This window comes from Anaeromyxobacter terrae (assembly GCF_022690685.1).
Lineage (GTDB): Bacteria > Myxococcota > Myxococcia > Myxococcales > Anaeromyxobacteraceae > Anaeromyxobacter > Anaeromyxobacter terrae.
Map to the genome: position 1 here is coordinate 60,466 of NZ_JALCYY010000019.1, position 20,072 is coordinate 80,537.

The following is a 20,072-nucleotide window of genomic DNA, read 5'->3' on the forward strand; positions in this document are numbered from 1 at the left end:
GGCGCGAGCCAGAGCCCAGCCGCTCGCCGCCCCGGACGGTCCGATGGGCGGTCGGCTAGTTCTGCTGATGCACGCGCGTGAGGCGCGTGACCGAGTACGTCTCGAAGCCCTTCCCGGGCGCCGCCTGCGAGAAGGTCTCGATCACCTCGTCCTGCGAGACGCGCTCGTACACCTCGCGCGCCCGCCATCCGGCCCCGATGTTCTCGATGCGCACCGTCACGAACGTGAACGTCTTCCCATCGGGGCTCGTCCCGTCGAGCACGTACTCGTTGACGAAGCCCTCGACGTGAAACTGCCGGAGCACGATCTTCTTTGCGGCCTTGTCGTAGCTGAACACGCCCATGTCCTGATGGACCTCGGGCTTCGCGTCGCGCGTCTTCGGGTCCCACACCGAGCGGTTGCGCCCGACGAGATACCTTCCGCGCAGCTCGAGGCGGTACTCCCGGACCGAGACCCCCTTCCCCGGCTCGCCGCTCGACTGACCCTTCCAGCGTCCCTCCAGGAACAGGATGGGGACGAGCGGATCGGCTGCCGGTGCTGGAGGCGCGTCCGCTGGCGCCGCGAGCGCCACCGTGAACAGGAGCAGCGTCGTGGGGACCATGGGGGCGAGCGTAAGCCGGCGACGAGCGTCCCGACAAGTCGTCGCGTCCGGCGACACGTTCCCGGAACTCCTGATGGGCCGCGCGTGTGCAACGACCGCTCGCACCGGCCGCGCTGGGCCCCAGCGCCGGCTTCACTCCCGCGGATCCCACTTCGCCTGATCGAAGTCCGGGTCGGGCGGCTCGCCCTGAGGCCGCTCGCCCTCCGGCACGTGCTGCAGGTTGACGCGCACGCGCGTCCAGGTCGTGTACCGCCCGCGCATCGCGTCCACGAGCACGTCCTCGGGCGCGAGCCGCGCGGCGGCCTCGGGGTGGCGCACCTTCCAGCGCTCGAGCCCGGCGAGCGCGTCCTCCTTCCTCGCCGCGCGCGCCACGATGACGAGCGGGTGGCTCGGGCGGCGCGGCGCGCCCTTGCGCCGGGAAGGCGCGACGCGCGCGGGCTCGTCTTCTCCCTTCGCGTAGTGCGGCGGCCACGGCGCGTCGCCCAGGCCCGCCGCGCGCTGGCGCGCCGCGAGCTCGAGCAGCGGCTCGAGGGACCCCGCCGCGTCGTCGATGCCCGCCCCCACGTCCCCGAGCCGCCCGAAGCGCGCCGGGACCGTGCGCAGCGTGAAGTCGGCGGGATCGCAGGCCGGCAGCTCGGCCCAGGTGATGGGCGCCGAGACCCGCGCGTCGGGCGTGGGCCGCACCGAGTACGCGGAGGCGACGGTGCGATCCTTCGCGTTCTGGTTGTAGTCGATGAAGACGCCGTGCCGCTCCTCCTTCCACCACTTGCTCGTCGCGAGCTCCGGCGCGCGCCGCTCCACCTCGCGCGCCAGCGCGAGCGCCGCCTGGCGCACCTCGGTGAAGGTCCAGCGCGGCTCGAGGCGCGCGTACACGTGGATGCCGCGCGAGCCGCTCGTCTTCGGCCAGCCCACGAGGCCGTGCTCGCGCAGCACCTCGTCCACGAGCTGCGCCACGCGCCGGAGCTGCTCCCACTCGACCCCCGGCATCGGGTCGAGGTCCACGCGCAGCTCGTCGGGGTGCTCGAGATCCCCGGCGCGCACCGGGTGCGGGTTCAGGTCGATGCAGCCCAGGTTCACCACCCAGGCGAGCTGCGCCGCGTCCCGGACCACGATCTCCTCGGCGCTCCGGCCCGAGGGGAACCTGAGCTCGACGACGTCGATCCACGGCGGGCGCGAGGCCGGCGCGCGCTTCTGGAAGAAGAACTCCCCCTCGGCCCCGTCGACGAAGCGCTTCAGCGCCATCGGCCGGTCGCGCACGCCGCGCAGCGCGCCGTCGGCGACGCTCAGGTAGTACTGCACGAGGTCGAGCTTGGTGATGCCCGCCTCGCGGAAATAGAGCTTGTCCGGGTTGGAGATGGCGACCTCCCGTCCGGCGAGCTGAAAGTGTTCTTTGCGCGGTGCCATGGCCTCTGGCGGGTGTTCTTGCTCGAGAGCCTCGCGCTTCGCCACGCCGACGGCGTTATCTCCTAGGGATGGCCTACCCGATCGCGCCCCCCGTCGAGCCGATGCTGGCGAAGCTCGCGGACGACGTGCCCGAGGGCGATGGCTGGCTGTTCGAGCCGAAGTGGGACGGCTTCCGCGCGCTGGTGTTCCGCGACGGGCCCGAGCTGTACCTCCAGTCGCGCGAGCTCCGGCCCCTGAACCGGTACTTCCCCGAGCTCGAGGAACCGCTCCTCGCGAGCCTCCCCGAGCGGTGCGTGGTTGACGGCGAGATCGTCATCGCCGGCCGGGCCGGGCTCGACTTCGAGGCGCTCCTCCTCCGCATCCACCCCGCGGCGTCGCGGGTGAAGCTGCTCGCGCAGGAGAGCCCGGCGAGCATCGTGCTGTTCGACCTGCTCGCCCTCGGCGACCGCGACCTGCGCGCGTCGCCGCTCGCGGAGCGGCGCGCGCTGCTCGAGCAGAGCCTGGCCGGCGCGGCGCCGCAGGTGCACGTGACGCCCGCCACGACCGAGCGCGCCGCGGCGAAGGACTGGTTCTCGCGCTTCGAGGGCGCCGGGCTCGACGGCGTCGTCGCGAAGCGGCTCGACTCGACGTACCAGGCCGGCGTCCGCGCCATGGTGAAGGTGAAGCACGCGCGCACCGCCGACTGCGCCGTCGCCGGCTTCCGCTGGCACAAGAACGGGCCCGGCACGATGGTGGGGTCGCTGCTGCTCGGGCTCTACGACGACGCCGGCAAGCTGCACCACGTCGGCATCTGCAGCGCCTTCACCACCGCGCGGCGGAAGGAGCTCGTGAAGGAGCTCGCGCCCCTGCGCGAGGACGCGATGGAAGGCCATCCGTGGCGCGACTGGGCGGAGTGGGCCGACGCCGACGGCGGGGCCGTGCCGGCGCAGCGCATGCCCGGCGCGAGCAGCCGCTGGAACCGCGGCAAGGATCTCTCCTGGGAGCCGCTGCGGGTGGAGCGCGTCTGCGAGGTCGCCTACGACCACCTGCAGGGCGATCGCTTCCGGCACGCCACCCACTTCCTGCGCTGGCGTCCGGACAGGTCGCCGCCCGAGTGCCGCTACGACCAGCTCGAGGTGACGCCGGCGTTCGAGCTCGGGCGCATCTTCGGGGTGCGGTCGCAGCCGTCGCGCTAGATCCCGAGGCATGAGATGGGCCTCGGCAGTCTCGCGGCAGCCGCTCGCCGACGACGCGTTCGGTGAGGCGGCGGAGGCGCTCGAGCATCAGCTCGACGGAAGCACGCCCGACCTCCTGCTCGCGTTCACCTCCCCCGAACACGCGAGCGAGGCCGAGCACCTCGTCGACCTGGCGGCCCGGCGCTTCCCGCGCGCGCTCCTCGTCGGCTGCACCGCGGGAGGGGTCATCGGAGACGCCCATGAGGTCGAGGACGGGCCGGCGCTCTCCCTCACCGCGGCGGAGCTCCCGGGCGTCACCCTCTCGGCCTTCCGGGTCGAGCCGGGTCCCCTGCCCGCCGATCCGCCTGACTGGCGCGCGCGCATCGGCTGCCCACCCGTGGCGCGGCCGAAGCTCCTGCTGCTCGCCGATCCGTTCACGGTCGACGTCGGCGGACTCGTCGAGGGGCTCGACCGCGCCTACCCCGGGGCGCCCAAGTTCGGCGGGCTGGCGAGCGGAGGGCGTGCCCCGAACCAGAACCGGCTCTTCGTCGCCGAGGACGTGCACCGCAGCGGCGGTGTGGGGGTCGTCCTCAGCGGCAACCTCGCGGTCGACACGCTCATCGCGCAGGGCTGCCGCCCCATCGGCACGCCGATGCTCGTGACCCGCTGCAAGCACGGCGTGCTGCAGGAGCTCGATGGGCGGCCCCCGCTGCACGTCATCTCCGAGCTGTTCGGCTCGCTCGACGCGCGCGATCGCGAGCTCATGCAGAGCTCGCTCTTCCTCGGGCTGGAGCTGCGGTCGGACGAGGTCGAGCTCGAGCCGGGAGAGCTCCTCGTCCGCAACCTCGTCGGCGCCGACGAGAGCACCGGCGCGCTCGCGGTGGGCGCGGAGCTCCGTCCGATGACGGTCGCGCAGTTCGTGCTCCGCGACGCGCACAGCGCGGAGCAGGAGCTCCTGCGCATGCTCGCGCGACACCGCCGCGCCCGCGTCGAGCGACCGGCGGGGGCGCTCCTCTTCTCCTGCGTCGGCCGCGGCGCCGGGCTCTTCGGCCACGCCGACCACGACACCGGCCTCTTCGAGGAGCAGCTCGGTCCCGCGCCCCTGGGCGGCTTCTTCTGCAACGGCGAGATCGGGCCGGTGGGGGGCACGACGTTCCTCCACGGCTACACGAGCGCGTTCGCGATGTTCCGCGAGGCGCAGGGCGGTGAGCACCGGCTCGCCGGGGCGAGGTGAGCCAGAGCGGCGGCCGTCTCGGGCCGCCGGTTCGTGGAGGTGAGCGATGGCTGAAGCGCCGAAGAAGGACAGGGCCGAGCCGAAGCGCCAGGAGCCGGAGCAAGCGCGGGAGCAGCGCCGCGAGGCGAGCGAGCGCGGCGCGAGCGGACGCGCCGAAGGGTGGGAGGACATCGATCGTCGCGAGGAGGAGGGCTGGAGCCAGCCCGAGTCCTCCGCGCAGAAGGGAGCCCTCCCCGACGAGGGCTGAGATCACGAGCGGCGCGCCTCAGGATTTCTCGGCGATGGCGAGGAACACCGGGTAGACCCGCGGCCCGGCGGCAGTCTCCTTCTTCACCTCGTGCACGATGTCGATGTTCACGTTGCGGAAGCCGCTGCGCTCGAGCCGCGCTCGAAGGTCCGCGCGGTCGAACCCGTTGTGGCCAGAGAACCCCGGGCCGTGGAACGAGCCGTCCTCCCGATCGAGGTCGGCGATGCACACGATTCCTGCCTTCGACAGCAACCGGTGGAACGCGCCGAGGATCCCGTCCGTGTCCGGGATGTGGTGGAGGGTCATCAGCGTGCAGATCACGTCGAACCGGAGCTCAGGTGCGGACCCCTCGGCGAGGTCGAGGCGCAGCGTCCTCGCATTGCGGATGCCGCGCGCCGCGATCTTCTCCTGGGCAACCGCCAGCATCTCGCGCGAGCTGTCGGCCAGCGTGACCTCCGCCACGAGCGGCTGGAGGGCGAGCCCCAGGAGCCCTGTCCCCGCGCCGTACTCGAGGACCCTTCTCCCGGACAGCGAGGGAACGCGGCCGGCGATCGACTGCGCCACCCTGCGCGCCCGCTCCCATTTCGAGGTGTCCTCGTCCCACGTCCTCGCCCGGGAATCGAAGTCGCTCGGAGAATGGGTCATGTGCTCTCCTGGTGGGTGGTGAAGTAACGCGCCGACCCAGCCTGCGCCGCCGGTGGCGCGGCCCGCGCCCGGTATCGGAACGAGGAGAGCTCGGCGCCACTCCGCCGACGATCAGTGGACCGTACGGCGCGGGGTATGACCTGCGTGCCCGTGATCCGGGTGCCGGTGGTGGGCGTGCCCGGGCTCGAGGTCGGCCCGCAGGAACGACCGCAGCGCACCCTGCTCGAGCGCGCGGGCGAGGGCGCGAGCGCTCACGCCCGCGTGGCCCCGCCAGACGCGCATCCCGGCCGCGTTCGCGCGGGCATGCGCCCCCGGGCCGAGATGCAGCGCGATCACGTCGGTACAGCCGCGGGACGCGAAGGCCTCCGCGACGGATCGACCGTCGAGGCCCTCGTTGCGGACGAGCTGGCATTGGCCGGGCTGGTCCACCACCAGCAGCCACTGCGCCTTGCCGAAGTGCTCCGCGAGCGGCGCGTCGAGATCGGCGCGCGACAGCGTCATTCCGATCTTCATGCCGGGTTCGAGCCGCGGCTCGAGAGACCGGTTCGCGGGCTGCGGAGCGCGAGGGATCGTGCGTGCCCTGCCCGAGCAGCGGTGCAACGACGCGGGGCGCCCCCATGTTGCCGTTAACGTACTGTTAACCCCCTTAACGATCGCGCAAACGTCGCGTGCTTCACCCTCGGATAACCTCCCGCATCGATGCGCATTCCAACGCACACAATCGGCGTGCATTACTGCGCACCAAACCGAAGCTCGCGCCCGCCGCCGTGGCGAGCCGCGCTCCCAGGGAGGCCAACCCATGAGAAAGCTCCTCGCCGTCCTCGCCGTCTTCGCCTTCGCCGGCCCCGTGCTCGCCCAGGAGGAGGGCGCGGGTGAGTACGCGTCCTCCGTCTCGGCGGGCCGTCCGCTCGACGTCCCGCCCGGCATCTACGCCAACACCGCCGCGCGCCTGGCCGAGTTCTTCGCGGCCACGAACGGCGCGCGCACCGTCTTCGCCACCGACCTCAAGGCCCGGATCGACGCCGGCACGAATCAGCTCATCATCGACGTCCGGCCTGCCGCGGACTACGCCGCCGGTCACATCTCCGGCGCGATCAGCATGCCGCTCGCGGTGCTGTTCCGCTCGGAGAACCTGGCGCAGCTGCCCACCGACGGCACGCCGCTCATCCTCGTCTGCCACACGGGCCACACCGCCTCGATGGCGCTCGGCGGCCTCGTGTCACTCGGCTACAACGCGTACGTGCTGCGCTTCTCGATGATGGGCTGGAACGCGAGCTCCAACCAGAAGATCTATTCGCCGACCCAGGTCCAGACGATCTTCGGGCTCGCCGGCCCGCTCGTCCGGTAGAGCGCGTCGACGCCTTCCGCACCCTCGCCGCGGCCGCCCCTCCCGGACGGCCGCGGCGCCTCGTCCCGGATCCCCTACGCACGGAGAAGCACGATGCGCATCGCACTCCTCGCCGCCGTCCTCGCCGCATTCGCCCCAGGCGCACGGGCAGAGGACCATCGCGTCATCGGCACCGAGACGCTCGCCACGAGGATGAAGGGAGATCCCGCGGGCTGGGACTTCACGCTCATCGACGCGCGGACCCGCGTCGAGTTCTCGGAGTCGCACATCCCCGGCGCGGTGCTCGTGCCCGCGCGCTCGGTCGCGACCGAGCTGCCGCGGCTCGTGAAGGACCGCGCGCGGCTCGTGGTCTTCTACTGCAACGGCCCGAACTGCACGAAGACCGTCGTGGCGGCGAAGGCGGCGACCGCGGCGGGATACTCCAACGTCCTCGAGTACAAGGAGGGGCTGCCGGGCTGGGGGAAGTCCGGGCGGCCGACGGCGGGGAAGCGCATGCCGTCGTTCGACGCCCCCACGATCGCGCCGGCCGCGCTCCAGCAGGCGCTCGCGTCGAGCCGTCCGCCTTTCGCTATGGACATCCGCGACGCGCAGGAGTTCGGCGCGTTCCACCTCGACGGGGCCGTGAGCATTCCGCTCGACGACATCGAGGCGCGCCTGAAGCAGGTCGAGCCCGGGCGTGCCATCGTCATCGTCGATCATGCCGGGCACCAGGCGCCGATCGCAGCCCGCCTGCTCCGGCAGCTCGGGCGCTCCGACGTGAAGCGCCTCGACGGCGGGATGCTGCGCTGGCAGGCGGATGGCCTGCCGCTCGCGCGCTGACGGAGGATCCCGTGCGATTCACCCTCGGCAAACGCGTCGCGGTCACCTTCGCCGCGCTCCTGCTCGTCGTGGCCGGGCTCGGGGCGTTCGGGTTCGCCTCGAACCAGGCCATTTCGGCGCAGCTCGGTGCGGCCGTCCCCGCGGCCGTGGAGCGCGCCGTCGCGGCGAGCGAGATGGAGCTGTTCGCGCGGACCGCGCTCCAGCTCCTCGCCGGTCAGGCTGCGGCAGGCACCTCGGACCTCGCCGGCCTCGGCTCCGCGCGCGACGGGTTCGAGAAGGCGCTGGCCCGGTTCGAGTCGGCCGGCGGCGCACCGTCGGCGTCGGCCGATTCGAAGCGGCTGTTCGCTGCAGTCCTCGACGAGGGCCAGCGCATGGTGCGCGCCACCGCCGAGCAGGATTGGCTCGAGGCGGGGACGCGCGCCAAGGCGTTCAAGGCGGCGTCCGCGGCGGTCGTCGCTGGCCTCGAGCGGGTGCGGATCGACGAGGCGACGGAGGTCCAGGAGACGCTCGCCGCGACGCACGACACCGCGCGCCAGCGCGGCGCGCTGTTCGCGGTCGCGCTCGCGGCGGCGCTCGCCGTCGGGGCGCTGCTCGCGTTCCTGCTGCACCGCCGCGTGGCGACGCCGGTCGTCGAGCTCTCGAAGCTCGCGCGGCGCATCGCGGACGGTGACCTGGCGAGCGACGTCGCGGCCGAGCTCGAGCTGCGGGCCGACGACGAGATCGCGGACCTCCAGCGCGCGATGCAGGGGATGACGGGGAACCTGGCGCGCGTCCTCGGACAGCTCCGGACCGGCGCCGACGGACTGCTCGCGGCGTCCGGTCAGGTCGCCGCGACCTCGCAGGCGCTCTCGCACGGGACGGGGGAGCAGGCCGCGTCCGTCGAGGAGACGACCGCGAGCCTCGAGGAGATGAGCGCGTCCATCGCGCAGAACGCCGACGGGAGCCGCGAGACGGAGCGGGTGGCGCTCGACGCAGCGCGCGACGCCGGCGAGAGCGGCGACGCGGTTCGCGACAGCGTCGCGGCGATGCGCTCCATCGCGGAGCGGATCGGCGTCGTCGAGGAGATCGCCTATCAGACGAACCTGCTCGCGCTGAACGCCGCGATCGAGGCCGCCCGCGCCGGCGATCACGGCAGGGGGTTCAGCGTGGTCGCGAGCGAGGTGCGGAAGCTCGCGGAGCGCGCCCAGAAGGCCGCGAAGGAGATCGGCGGGGTCGCCGCGTCCAGCATGGAGGTGGCGGAGCGCTCGGGCGAGCGGCTCGCTCGCCTGGTGCCCGCGATCCAGAGGACCGCCGCGCTGGTGCAGGACGTGGCGGCTGCATCCGGCCAGCAGACCTCTGCCGTCACCCAGATCAACCGCGCGATGGCGGCGGTGGATCAGGTGACGCAGCGCAACGCGTCGGCGGCGGAGGAGCTCGCGACGACCGCCGAGCAGATGGCCGCGCAGGCCGAGGCGCTCAGGCGGCTCGTCGGGTTCTTCCAGACGGGGAGCGGCGGCCAGCAGGCGAACACCCGTCTCGAGCTCGCGCCGCGGGCGTTGGAGTCGCCGGGAGCCGCGCGGATCGCCCCGGGATGACGCAGGACCTGGGGTTTCTCGTTTCCGATCCGAGAAGCTGGACGATCGCGCCGTCTTCACGTTAAGCCAAGGCTCGCCGTGGGTGCGCACGGTGGGGCTACCGCGCGAGAGCGAACCTCCTGTCTCGAGCCGCAGCAGGCGCCTCACACCCGCAGCCGCGCAGCGATCTCGGCGGGCAGACGATCGCGGTTCTCCCGTGAGATTGGGATCACCTCCACGCCGGGCAGCTGCTTCGCCTCGGCGATGAAGCCGCCGCCCGACCGCGCCACCGAGCCGAGCACGGCCACCTCTCCGGAGAGCGCACGCCGCGCCGCCCGCACGAAGGCCGGAGACAGACATTCCATCTTGCCGATCTCGTCGATCACGACGACGTCGCCGGGAGGCGCGTGCTCGAGCACCTCCTCGACGACCGCCTCGAGCGGCGCAAGGTGGACGGTGTACCGGCCGACGTGGGGACCGCCGCCCCCACCCGCGGTCGCCAGCGGCGTGGCGCGGCCGTCGAGCGTCACGATGCGGAAGCCGGTGCGCCCGGCGCGGCCGCGGATCTCCTCCGTGTAGAAGCCCGTCGCGCGCGCGCCGCGAAGGAGGCTGAGCACGCTACGTACCAGCGTGGTCTTTCCCACGCCGGGCGGGCCGGTGACGAGGATGCGAGGCGGCGACACGGCGAGCTCCTAGCGTGGCGGCCGATGCGCCTGATCGTCCCTCCGATGGTCACTCCTTTTCGCACGAGCTGGGCCGGCGCCTCATCAGACACCAGAGATCCGCATCGTGACCGCGACGCGCCCAGATCCCCCTCGGCGGCCGGGCGGCGAGCACCTCGTCCGGAGACGCCCGATCGGCCGCCCTATCACCGCCGGCCAATCGGCCGAGCGGTAGCCGGCCACTTGAATTTTCTTCAAGTGCCGTTACATATGTAGCAACGATGATGCATAGGCAAAACAGGAATGAGCTGGTGTCCCTCGCCCCGTACATGAAGGCGGTTCGCGGACAGCAGCCGCTCACGCCGAAGACGGAGCGTGAGCTGGCGATCCGCGCCCGCAACGGCGACGCAGCGGCGAGGGAAGAGCTCGTTCGTCGGCACCTCGGGCTCGTGGTCGCGTTCGCGCTGAAGCAATCGCGCGGCGCGGTGCGGCTCGACGATCTCGTCCAGGAGGGAAACCTCGGGCTGATGCGTGCCGCCGAGAAGTTCAATCCAGATGCTGGAACTCGCTTCGCCTCGTACGCCACGTGGTGGATCCGCGCCTACGTGTGGAAGTACCTCAAGCAAGCTCGATCGGCGGTGAGGCCGCAAACCGGAACCGTCGCGCGTGAAGACGTGTCGCTCGATGCCGCGATCGACGAGGAGAGCGACGTCACCCGCCTCGATCGAGTCGAGGACGAGGCCCCGACGCCGGACGAGGCGGTTGCTACTTCCGAGACCGACGGCCGCCTCCGCGCCTCGCTGGAGAAGGTGCGTGGGCGAATCGGCGAGCTCGGCTGGGACATCATCCGCACCCGGCTGCAGCAGGATCCGCCGGACACCCTCGAGCAGATCGGGAAGCGCTGGCAGGTATCGCGGGAATGGGTGCGGCAGGTAGAACGCACCACCAAGCGGTTCCTTCTCGGTTATCTCGAGCAGGCGAGGAACGAGGTAGAGTCTGCCGCGATGGCCGCATAGCTGTTGTGATCGATGTGGCAGCAGTGATCTCCGCGAATGCACGGAGACACTGTCGGTCGTGCTACCGCGTTCCGGTGTCACCGCCTCGGCTCGAGTGCCCGCCCGGCGCTGCGGCAGCTGCAACGGCGCACACGTCGATGGGGCGGTGAGGGACCGATTGCGATTGGGCATCTGCTGCGAGCTGGCCAACGCCGGGGTGCACACCGGCGAGGCCATTCGCCTCATGCGCGAGGCCCTCAGCCTGCGCGCCATGGATCTGGCGCGACTCCTCGACCTCACGCCCGAGACGATCTCTCACTGGGAAACGGGCAAGGCTCGCCCGAATCGTGCGGCGTTCGTGACGCTCGGCGCGCTCATCCAGGACGCGTTCGACGGTAGGACCACGACGCGAGACAGGCTCGCCGTGCTCTCGGGCGGGCGCGCGTATCCGCGGGCGCTTTCCGTCAAGCTCGGATAGCAGGGGACGGACGCCGTATCCGCCAGGTGTTGCCCGACCGGTTGTCCGAGGGATCGGCTCCATGGTGGCTCTGGCCCGAGCAGGGTCCGTGGAGGTTGGAGCGCAGGAGCGAGCCCTCCTGGCCGGGCTCGCTTCTCGCGGGATCGCGTATCAGTGAGCCCGCGATGATCGCGACTGCGTCCCCGTGATCGGGTTCGCGCAATCGAATACGGGTCGCGCGACACTCGGTGGTTCTCGGAAAGTCCGATGGACGCGTCCCCGTGCCGGGTGCTGGTCATTGGGGCCAAGAGCCCGTGCATCTCGCACGTGAAGGGAGAGCGATCCACATGGCCACCGGCACCGTGAAGTGGTTCAACGACGCAAAGGGATTCGGCTTCATCACGCCGGACGGAGGCGGCGAAGACGTCTTCGTCCATCACACGGCGATCGTTGCAGAGGGGTTCCGGACGCTCGCCGAGGGGCAGAAGGTGTCGTTCGACACCGTCAAGGGGCCGAAGGGCTTGCAGGCTGCGAACGTGCGCCCGGCGTAGGCCGCGCCGGCTCGTCAGCCGCCAGCGGCCGCCGGTCCGGCCAGCTTCTGACCGGCGCCGCCCAGCACCACGCGCACGTCGTGCTCCGCGCCGTCGTCCACGAGCGCGATCGCTCGCGGATCGACCTCCACGCCGTCGAGCCATGCCGAGCGGATCCCGCGGCAGCGGCGCTCGGGGTTCGTGACGGTGAGCTCGTAGCGCGTCCGGCCGAAGCGCCAGGTGATGGCGTACTCGGGCCAGGAGGTGGGGATGCACGGGTCGAGCTCGAACGTCTCGCCGTGGCGGCGGAGCCCGAGGACGCTCTCGAGCCCGGCGCGGTACATCCAGCCGGCGGAGCCCGTGTACCAGGTCCACCCCGCCTGCCCCGCGTGCTCGGGGTGCGCGCAGACGTCGCCCGCGACGACGTACGGCTCGCCCCGGTAGCGCGCGACGTCCGGGCCCGTGCGCGTGTGGTTCACGGGGTTCAGCATGTGGAACAGCTCGGCCGCCTCGTCGCCGCTCCCGAGCCTCGCGAGCGCCATCACGATCCACGCGGCGGCGTGCGTGTACTGGCCGCCGTTCTCCCGCACGCCGGGCGGATAGCCCTTGATGTACCCCGGCTCCTGCGCGGAGCGATCGAACGGCGGCGCGAGCAGCAGCACGACCTGGGCCCCGCGCCGCACGAGGTGCGTGCGGACCGAGTCCATCGCGCGGTCCGCGAGGCGCGCCGGGGCCGCCCCGGAGAGCACCGCCCACGACTGGGCGATCGAGTCGATCGCGCACTCGTCGTTCTGCGCCGAGCCGAGCGGCGCGCCGTCGTCGTAGTAGCCGCGCCGGTACCACTCCCCGTCCCAGGTCCGCTCCAGCGCGGACGCGAGGCGGGCCGCCTCGGCGCGGTAGTGCCCGGCCCGCTCGGTCTCCCCGCGCGCCACGCACAGCGGCGCGAAGTCGGAGAGGACGGCGTGGAGGAAGAAGCCGAGCCAGACGCTCTCGCCGCGCCCTTCCCTCCCCACGCGGTTCATCCCGTCGTTCCAGTCCCCGCTCCCCATGAGCGGCAGGCCGTGGGCGCCCGAGGTGAGCCCGCGGTCGAGGGCGCGCACGCAGTGCTCGAAGAGCGAGCCCTCCTCCGCGGAGACGCCGGGCTGGGCGTAGGCGTCGTGCGCCTCCGGCGCGAGCGCCGGCCCCTCGAGGAACGGGACGCGCTCGTCGAGCACGGCGGCGTCCCCGGTGGTCCGGACGTAGTGCGCCACCGCGTAGGGCAGCCAGACGAGATCGTCCGAGCAGCGGGTGCGCGTCCCTCGTCCGCTCGGCGGGTGCCACCAGTGCTGGACGTCCCCCTCGCGGAACTGCCGCGCCGCGGCTCGCAGGAGGTGCTCGCGCACGAGCGCCGGCCGCGCCATCGCGAGCGCCATCGCGTCCTGGAGCTGGTCGCGGAAGCCGAACGCGCCGCCGGGCTGGTGATAGCCGGTGCGGGCCCACATCCGGCAGGAGAGGTCCTGCTGGAGGAGCCAGCGGTTCATGAGGACGTCGAAGGAGTCGTCGGGCGTCCGGACCTGCACCGCGCCGAGCGTGTCGTCCCAGCCGCGCCGCACGGCCTCGAGCGCGGCGTCCGCGGCCTCGGCTCGGCCGTGCCGCGCGACGAGCTCCCGGACGTGCGCCACGTCCCTGCCCTCGCCGACGAGGAACACGATGCGCCGGGTCTCGCCCGGCTCGAGGGCGACGGTCACTTGAAGCCCCGCGCAGGGATCGAGCCCCGCCCCGAAGCGAGCGGGGAGCGAATCCAGCCCGAGCGCCGCCGGGCGCGCGAGCGAGCCGTTCCGGCCGAGGAACGCGGTGCGGTCGCCGGTCGCCGAGCGGAGCCCCTCGCTCGCGTGGGCGAAGGCCACCCGCCCCGCGAACTCGTGGTTCCAGGCGTTCCGGGCGAGGACCGCCCCGGTCGCCGCGTCCTGCTCCGTCACGACGTGCTGGTTCTGGCCGGCCTGGGGCGGCCCCAGGACCCACTCGCTGTAGGCGAAGACGGAGAGGCGCCGCGCGACGCCGCTCTCGTTCGAGAGCGTCAGGAGCGAGAGCTTCACGGGGTCCGCCGGGTCCACGAAGACGTCGAGCGCGTGGCGGATGCCGCTCGCCGCGCGCGCGAAGCTCGTGACCCCCGCCCCGTGGCGGATGACGAACCGGCCGGACGCGCTGTCGCGCGGCAGCGGCCCGGGGGTGGGCGACCACGCCTCGCCGCTGTCGTCGTCGCGGACGAGGACGGCCTCGGAGGTCGGATCGCTGACCGGATCGTTCGCGAACGGCGTGAGGCGGTTCTCGCGGCTGTTCTCGGACCAGGTGAAGGACGCTCCCGAGGCCGTGACGACCGTGCCGAAGGCCGGGCTGGCGATGACGTTCGCCCAGGGCAGCGGCGTCTCCTCGGCTCCCTCGAGGACGATCACGTACTCGCGCCCGCCGTCGGCGAAGCCGCCGATCCCGTTCCAGAGTGCGAGCGGCGGCACCTCGGGCTCCACGGTCGGCGCGAGCGGGCCCGCCCTCGCGAGCTCCGCGGGCGGCGCGAACGCGAGGGTCGCCGGCTCGGGCGAGGCGGGCGCGGTGCGCTCGAGCTGGTGCGCGAGGGAACCCCCACCGGCGCTCAGGACGGCGCGGGCCACGCCGGCGAGGAGGAGGCGCTCGGCCTCGGTCATGCGGTCGCCGCGCAGGAGGTACGCGCCGCCCGGCCGGTGCTTCCAGGTTCGCCAGGGCCCGTCGTCGAGCAGGGCCGCGAGCTGGGCGTTCACCTCGTCGAGGTAGCTGACCGGGTGCTCGTTCAGGATCACCACGTCCGCGCGGAGCCCCTTCAGCCGCCAGTACTCCTGCGCCTGGAGGATCTGCCGGACGAGCGCGAGATCCACGTCCGACACGACGCGCACGAGCAGGACCGGGAGATCGCCGGAGAGCCCGTGGCCCCAGAGCCCCTCCTGGCCGAGCGTGTTGCGGGCGAGGATCTCCGGCCCCGGGCGCAGGGAGGCGTCGGCGTACAGCACGCGCGAGGCGAGGCGCTCGAACAGGAGGGCCTCCTCGCTCGAGATGCCGAGGTGGTGCAGCCTGCTCCGCGCGTGGGCGAACGCGAGCGCGAACGTCCGCGCGGTGGCGGCCGGGTCGTGGTAGCGCTGCGCGAGCGCGAGGGCGGTCTCCCGGCTCGACGCCATCCCGGTGACGAACGCGAGCCTCACGACGCCGCCCGGAGCGAGGCGCACGCGCTGCCGCAGGCTCACGATCGGATCGAGCAGGACGCCGGTCGTGCCGGAGAGCGGGCGGCCGTCGAGCGCCTGCGGATCCTCCGGGCCGCGACCGCGGCCGAGGAAGCGCCCGCGATCGGTCTCCCACTCCACCGGCCCCTGCGTCCGGCCCTCCTGCCCGATGACGTGCACGGCGAAGACCTCGGCGTCGTCAGGGGCGCGCGGCCGGCGCCGGCAGAGCAGCGCGTTGCTCTCCGCGACGTACTCGGACTCGACGAAGAGCTTGCCGAAGGCGGGGTGGGCGAGGTCGTCGGCGTTCGGCGCGAGGACGATCTCGGCGTAGCTCGTGACCTCGAGCTCGCGGGCGCGATCCCCGTGGTTCGTCACCTCGAGCCGGCGCACCTCGACGTCGTCCTCGGGCGAGACCGCCACGTCGAGCCGCGTCTCGATGTCGTCGTCCCTCCGCTGGAACGTCGCCTTCTCGATCGTGAACACGGCCACGTCGTCCTTCGCGTCCCTCGCGATCGGATGATGCGTCGCGGACCACACCCGCCCGCTCCGGACGTCGCGGAGGTACAGGTACTGGCCGCCGGGGTCGCGGGTCGCGTCCTGGCGCCAGCGCGTGACGGCGCGGCCGCGGCAGAAGCTCGTGCCGCCGCCCGCGTTCGTCACGACGGTGGTGTAGTTGCCGTTCGACAGGAACTGAGCGTGCGGGAACAGCGTGTGCGGCGAGCGGAAGCGGCGAGCCGCCGCCGGCGGCACCGGGGCCGCGACGCGCGCCTCCTCGTCCGGGCGCGGCCGGATGAGCGCCGCGTGGCGCGGCACGCGCTCCTGGAGGAGCAGCTCCGTCGCCTGCACGCGGGGGTCCGCGTGGAAGCGCTCCACCATCCGGTTGCCGGCGAGGGCGCCCGCGATGGCCGCGAGCGTCATCCCCTGGTGGTGGGCGAGGTACGTCCGCACGATCGTGCCGCGCGTGCGGGCGGGTCGCGGCGCGTCCGCGCCGGGCTCCTCCGGGTGCCGCGGCGTGTAATCGATGGCGTCGAAGTAGCCATACGCGCCGAGGAGGCCGTCGCGCCCGAGGCGGCGGAGGTTCGCCGCGGCCGCGGTGGGGTGGACGAGCGCGGCGAGCGCGGTCGCGTAGGGCGCGACCACCAGCTCGTCGGCGAGTCCCCGCTTCATGCCGAGCCCCGGGACGCCGAACGCCTTGTACTGGTAGTTGCCGTGGTGATCGACGAGGTCGTAGGCCGACTCGGAGATCCCCCACGGCACCCCGCGCTCGGCCGCGTAGTCCCGCTGCCGCCGCACCGCCAGCCGGCAGGCCTCGTCGAGCAGCGTGTCGGGGTAGCTGCGCATCACGAGCAGCGGCATGAGGTACTCGAACAGCGTCGCGCTCCACGACAGGAGCGCGGGGCTCCCCCGCACGCCCGTGACGGCCCGGCCCAGGTGGAACCAGTGCTTCTCGGGCAGGTCGCCCTTCGCGATCGCGACGAAGCTCGCGAGGCGCGCCTCCGAGGCGAGGAGGTCGTAGTGGGAGGGATCGAGCCGGCCTGGCCCCTCCGCGTCCGCCGCGCGGTAGCCGATCGCGAGCAGGCTCCGCTGCGGGTCGTAGAGGAACCCGAAGCTCATCCCGTCGGCGAACGCGGCGGCGCGCCGCGCCAGGCTCCCGAGCCGCTCGGACGGATCGCTCGGCCCCGCCTCCCGCGGAGGCGGCTCGCGCCCGAGCCGGCGGAGCCCCTCGGACACCGCGATGAGCGCGCCGGCCAGGTTGCCGCTGTCGACGCTCGAGACGTACCGAGGCGGCAGGGGCGCGAGGCTCTCCGTGTCGTACCAGTTGAACAGGTGCCCCTCGAGCCGCTCCAGCCCCTCCATGGTGGTGAGGGTGGAGTCGATCCGCTCGATGAGCTCGCCGGTCGGGATGATGCCGAGATCGTGGGCCGAGAGCGTGGCGAGGAGCCCCATGCCGATGTTGGTGGGCGAGGTCCGATGCGCGGTCCGCGCGGGCGCCTCCTGGAAGTTGTCCGCGGGCAGGAAGTGATCGTCCGGCCCCATGAACGCCTCGAAGTACTTCCACGTCGTGCGCGCGACGCCGAGGAGGAACTGCCGATCCTCCGCGCCGAGCTCGGCGTCCCTGCCCCCGATCGGCTGGGAGAGCCGGTACGCGACGAGCGGGGCGATCGCCCACAGCACGAGGAGCGGCGCCGCCGCGGCGAGCGCGCCCGGGCGCCAAGCGGAGACGAGGACCGCGCCGGCGAGCGCGATCGCGGGGCTCGCCGCCATCGCGACGAGGAACGACCGCGCGCCCTTCCCGCGCTCGAGCCCCGCGCCGCGCGCGGCGCTCGCGGCGGCGGTCTCCCACTCGAGCAGGCGACGCCGCGTGATGGCGAGGCGGACGAGCGTGACGAGGATCGCGTGCACCATGGCGTAGGCCTGGTTCGCGAGGAAGGCGAGCTGCAGCACCACGCGCGCGGCGCCGCCCTGCGCGTCCTCCGCGAGCCCTCGCAGGAAGGCCCCCAGCGGCTGGTGCCGCCTCGGGCCGGCGAGGGCCTCGAGCACGAGCGGGTAGAGCGGGAACGCGAGGGACGCCACGACGGCGGCGGTCCAGAGGGCCGGGCTCCCCGGCAGCACCGTCCAGGCGAGGAGGAGCAGGACGACCGTCGCGGGCGCGAGCTGCGCGCGCCGCAGGTTGTCGAAGATCTTCCAGCGCGAGATGAGGGGCAGGCGGTTCCGAGCGAGCCCCGCGCGCGTCGGGACGAGCGGCAGGAGCCAGCCGAGGATCTGGAAGTCGCCGCGCGTCCAGCGGTGCTGGCGGCGCGCGTGGGCGAGGACGCTCGAGGGGTAGTCGTCGACGACCTCCACGTCGGTCACGAGGCCGGTGCGCGCGTGGATCCCCTCGAAGAGGTCGTGCGAGAGGAGCGTGTTGTCCGGGACGCGCCCGTCCATCGCCGCCGTGAAGGCGTCGACGTCGTACAGCCCCTTGCCCGTGAAGCTGCCCTCGCCGAAGAGGTCCTGGTAGGTGTCCGAGACGGCGGTGGTGTACGGGTCCACGCCGGTGTGCCCGGCGAAGATCCGCGCGAAGCGCGAGCCGGCGGCGCTCGCGGTGGTGACGCTGACGCGCGGCTGCAGGATCCCGTAGCCCTCGGTGACGCGGCCGCAGCTCGCGTCGAACACCGGCCGGTTGAGGGGGTGGGCGATGATGCCGACGAGCTTCTTGGCGCCGTCGCGCGGGAGGCGCGTGTCGGAGTCGAGCGTGATGCAGTAGCGCACGCGCGGGAGGACGCTCAGGTCGCCGACCTGCACGTCGTAGCTCGTGTCGGTCGCGCCGCGCAGGAGCCGGTTCAGCTCCTCGAGCTTGCCGCGCTTCCGCTCCCAGCCCATCCACGCGCCCTCCGCGGGGTTCCACTGGCGCGCGCGGTGGAAGAGGAAGAACCGGTCGGCCCGCCCGTCGCCGAGGCGCACGTTCAGCGCCTCGATCCCGCTCCGGGCCGCGGCGAGGATCTCGACGTCGCCGGGCATGTCGCGCGCCACCGCGTCCGCGAAGTCGCCCAGGATCGCGAAGTGGACGTGGGGATCGAGGTTCCCGAGCGCGAGGACCTCCAGGTGCTCGAGCAGCGCCGCGACCCCGTGGACGTGGGTGAGCAGGGTGGGCACGACCACCAGGGTCCGCGCGTCCTCGGGCACCCCCGCGGAGAGGTCGAGGCGCGGCAGCCGCCTCGGCGGAGCGAAGCGGGCCGCGAGGCGCTGGACGAGCGCGATGGCCACCTCGCTCGCGGGCACGAGGACGAGCAGCGCCACGCCGAGCTGCGCCCATGTCGAGCCGCCTTCGTGGCGGGCGTACGCGGCCGCGGCCCCCACGAGCGCCGCGGTCGCGAGCGCGATCGTCCCGAGGTAGGCCGCCGTGGCGTGAGCGAACACGAGCCGCCGCAGGTTCGTCCCGAGCCCCGGGCGCCAGGCCACGTCGGCCTCGAGCTCGCGGCGCCCCTTGCCGATGAGGTGGTGCCCGACGTGCGCGGCGCGTGCGGCCGGTCCCTCGGTCTCGGCGGCCTCGCGCGCGCTCTCCACCGCGCGCAGGGCGACGCGGACCTGGGCCTCCCCGGTGCGGTCGGCGAGCTCCTCGATCGCCTGCCGGTACCGGTCGCGGGAGAGGAACTCCATCCGCCCGTGCACGCCGGCCGGATCTCGCTGCAGCACCCGCTCGACCAGGCTCACGGCCTCGACGTAGCGGGGCCAGTCGAGGGTGGAGCAGAGCCGCAGGCTCGTGACGACGTTCGCGACCGACACCTGGGCGGCGGCCTCGCGCTGGTGCTCGCCGCGGATCGCCTCCTCCGCGGTCTGCCGGTCGATGGCGAGGTGCGCGTCGAGGCCGCTCCGGACCGCCGAGAGGCGCGGCCCGTACTCGCGCACGCGCTGCAGGAGCTGCACGACGAGCGCGGGGTGGAGCGCGCGCGGCAGCGGCGGAGGGAGGCCCTTCCCCTCGGCGTCGATCCGCGCCACGTACGCGTCGCCTGCCCGACGCGCCGCGCGGGCCGCGAGGGTCTCGTCCGCGAGCCGCCGGAGGTTCTCGACGAGGGCGAGCTTCAGCATGCTCGGCCAGGCCCAGAGCTCTCCGATGGTGAGGGGGGTGACCGTCTGGAAGGCGTCGAGCCAGCGCACGAGCTGGGTACGGTCGAGCCGGCTGTCGCTGTGGCGGATGAGCTCCACGGCGAGCGCGTAGACGCGGGCGTTCCCCGCCTGCTCGCGGGCGGCGAGCTTGGGCAGCTCGCGGTAGTAGCCGCGCGGGAGGTTCTGGCGGACGTCCCGGATCTCGGAGGCGACGAGGTGGAAGTTGTCGAGGAGCCACTCCGCCGCGGCCGTCACGAACTCGCCGCGGTGGACGTCGCCGGCGAGCGTGCGGTACGCCTCGCGCAGCACGCGGACGTTGTCGTCGAACCGCGGGAAGACGCTCCGCGCCGAGCGACGCGACGGGTCCAGCGTGAACCTGGCCGCGAGCGAGCGGGCCCGCTCGTCGAGGCGCTCGACGCTGAGCAGCTCGTCACGGAATGGCTTCTCCGGAGCCGCCGGCGCGCCGCGCGCGCTGCCAAAGAACGACGCCTCGAGCTTCGACCCAACGAACACGCAGCCTCCCTGACGGAAGTCAGCGCGTCATCGGGGCGATGCGTGGGGCTGGCTTACCTTGGATGTAACGCGGCGGCTGCCGCGGCGCTCCCCTCGATG

15 protein-coding genes are annotated in these 20,072 nt (G+C 73.1%); 9 read left to right on the forward strand and 6 right to left on the reverse strand.

The features are described 5' to 3' along the window. Positions 1–55: 55 nt before the first annotated feature. Together MNY62_RS10750 and ligD are read right to left on the reverse strand one after the other, a co-directional pair. Positions 56–601, reverse strand: a complete 546-nt coding sequence (locus tag MNY62_RS10750; protein ID WP_242344155.1) for a hypothetical protein — start codon at positions 599–601, stop codon at positions 56–58. Positions 602–733: 132 nt separating this feature from the next. After that, positions 734–2,005, reverse strand: coding sequence for a non-homologous end-joining DNA ligase (gene ligD / locus MNY62_RS10755; protein WP_242344156.1), 1,272 nt, complete (start codon positions 2,003–2,005; stop codon positions 734–736). A gap of 68 nt (positions 2,006–2,073) precedes the next feature. Between ligD and MNY62_RS10760 the strand changes: the two genes are divergently transcribed. From MNY62_RS10760 to MNY62_RS10770, 3 genes are read left to right on the forward strand one after another with little or no spacing between them, the layout of a single operon-like run. Beyond that, positions 2,074–3,180 carry an ATP-dependent DNA ligase gene (locus tag MNY62_RS10760; protein WP_242344157.1) on the forward strand — a complete coding sequence of 369 codons (1,107 nt, stop codon included), beginning with the start codon at positions 2,074–2,076 and terminating at the stop codon, positions 3,178–3,180. 10 nt (positions 3,181–3,190) lie between these two features. After that, positions 3,191–4,393, forward strand: a complete 1,203-nt coding sequence (locus tag MNY62_RS10765; RefSeq protein WP_242344158.1) for an FIST signal transduction protein — start codon at positions 3,191–3,193, stop codon at positions 4,391–4,393. 46 nt (positions 4,394–4,439) lie between these two features. After that, a complete protein-coding gene (locus MNY62_RS10770) occupies positions 4,440–4,640 on the forward strand; it encodes a hypothetical protein (protein WP_242344159.1) in 201 nt (66 codons plus the stop codon). Between the two features lie 18 nt (positions 4,641–4,658). Here the strand turns inward: MNY62_RS10770 and MNY62_RS10775 are convergent, their stop codons facing one another. Beyond that, entirely contained in the window at positions 4,659–5,285 is a 627-nt protein-coding gene (locus tag MNY62_RS10775; RefSeq protein ID WP_242344160.1) for a class I SAM-dependent DNA methyltransferase, read from the reverse strand. A gap of 111 nt (positions 5,286–5,396) precedes the next feature. Next, positions 5,397–5,798, reverse strand: a complete 402-nt coding sequence (locus MNY62_RS10780; RefSeq protein WP_242344161.1) for a NifB/NifX family molybdenum-iron cluster-binding protein — start codon at positions 5,796–5,798, stop codon at positions 5,397–5,399. Between the two features lie 286 nt (positions 5,799–6,084). Between MNY62_RS10780 and MNY62_RS10785 the strand changes: the two genes are divergently transcribed. The 3 genes from MNY62_RS10785 (at position 6,085) to MNY62_RS10795 (ending at position 9,026) form a co-directional block, all read left to right on the forward strand. Continuing rightward, positions 6,085–6,633, forward strand: coding sequence for a rhodanese-like domain-containing protein (locus MNY62_RS10785; RefSeq protein WP_242344162.1), 549 nt, complete (start codon positions 6,085–6,087; stop codon positions 6,631–6,633). A 93-nt stretch (positions 6,634–6,726) separates the two neighbouring features. Further along, positions 6,727–7,452, forward strand: coding sequence for a rhodanese-like domain-containing protein (locus tag MNY62_RS10790; RefSeq protein WP_242344163.1), 726 nt, complete (start codon positions 6,727–6,729; stop codon positions 7,450–7,452). 11 nt (positions 7,453–7,463) lie between these two features. Continuing rightward, entirely contained in the window at positions 7,464–9,026 is a 1,563-nt protein-coding gene (locus tag MNY62_RS10795; protein WP_242344164.1) for a methyl-accepting chemotaxis protein, read from the forward strand. Positions 9,027–9,169: 143 nt separating this feature from the next. On the opposite strand, the gene MNY62_RS10800 is transcribed toward MNY62_RS10795, so the two are convergent. Continuing rightward, positions 9,170–9,688 (reverse strand): NTPase, encoded by a 519-nt coding sequence (locus MNY62_RS10800; RefSeq protein WP_242344165.1) that lies wholly within the window; start codon positions 9,686–9,688, stop codon positions 9,170–9,172. Between the two features lie 290 nt (positions 9,689–9,978). Here MNY62_RS10800 and MNY62_RS10805 point away from each other — a divergent pair, with 290 nt between their 5' ends. The 3 genes from MNY62_RS10805 (at position 9,979) to MNY62_RS10815 (ending at position 11,670) form a co-directional block, all read left to right on the forward strand. Further along, positions 9,979–10,683 (forward strand): sigma-70 family RNA polymerase sigma factor, encoded by a 705-nt coding sequence (locus tag MNY62_RS10805; protein WP_408629081.1) that lies wholly within the window; start codon positions 9,979–9,981, stop codon positions 10,681–10,683. A gap of 145 nt (positions 10,684–10,828) precedes the next feature. Next, positions 10,829–11,140 (forward strand): helix-turn-helix domain-containing protein, encoded by a 312-nt coding sequence (locus MNY62_RS10810; RefSeq protein ID WP_242344166.1) that lies wholly within the window; start codon positions 10,829–10,831, stop codon positions 11,138–11,140. A gap of 326 nt (positions 11,141–11,466) precedes the next feature. Continuing rightward, positions 11,467–11,670, forward strand: a complete 204-nt coding sequence (locus MNY62_RS10815; RefSeq protein ID WP_242344167.1) for a cold-shock protein — start codon at positions 11,467–11,469, stop codon at positions 11,668–11,670. A gap of 14 nt (positions 11,671–11,684) precedes the next feature. On the opposite strand, the gene MNY62_RS10820 is transcribed toward MNY62_RS10815, so the two are convergent. Beyond that, positions 11,685–19,973, reverse strand: a complete 8,289-nt coding sequence (locus MNY62_RS10820; RefSeq protein ID WP_242344168.1) for a GH36-type glycosyl hydrolase domain-containing protein — start codon at positions 19,971–19,973, stop codon at positions 11,685–11,687. Positions 19,974–20,072 lie beyond the last annotated feature (99 nt).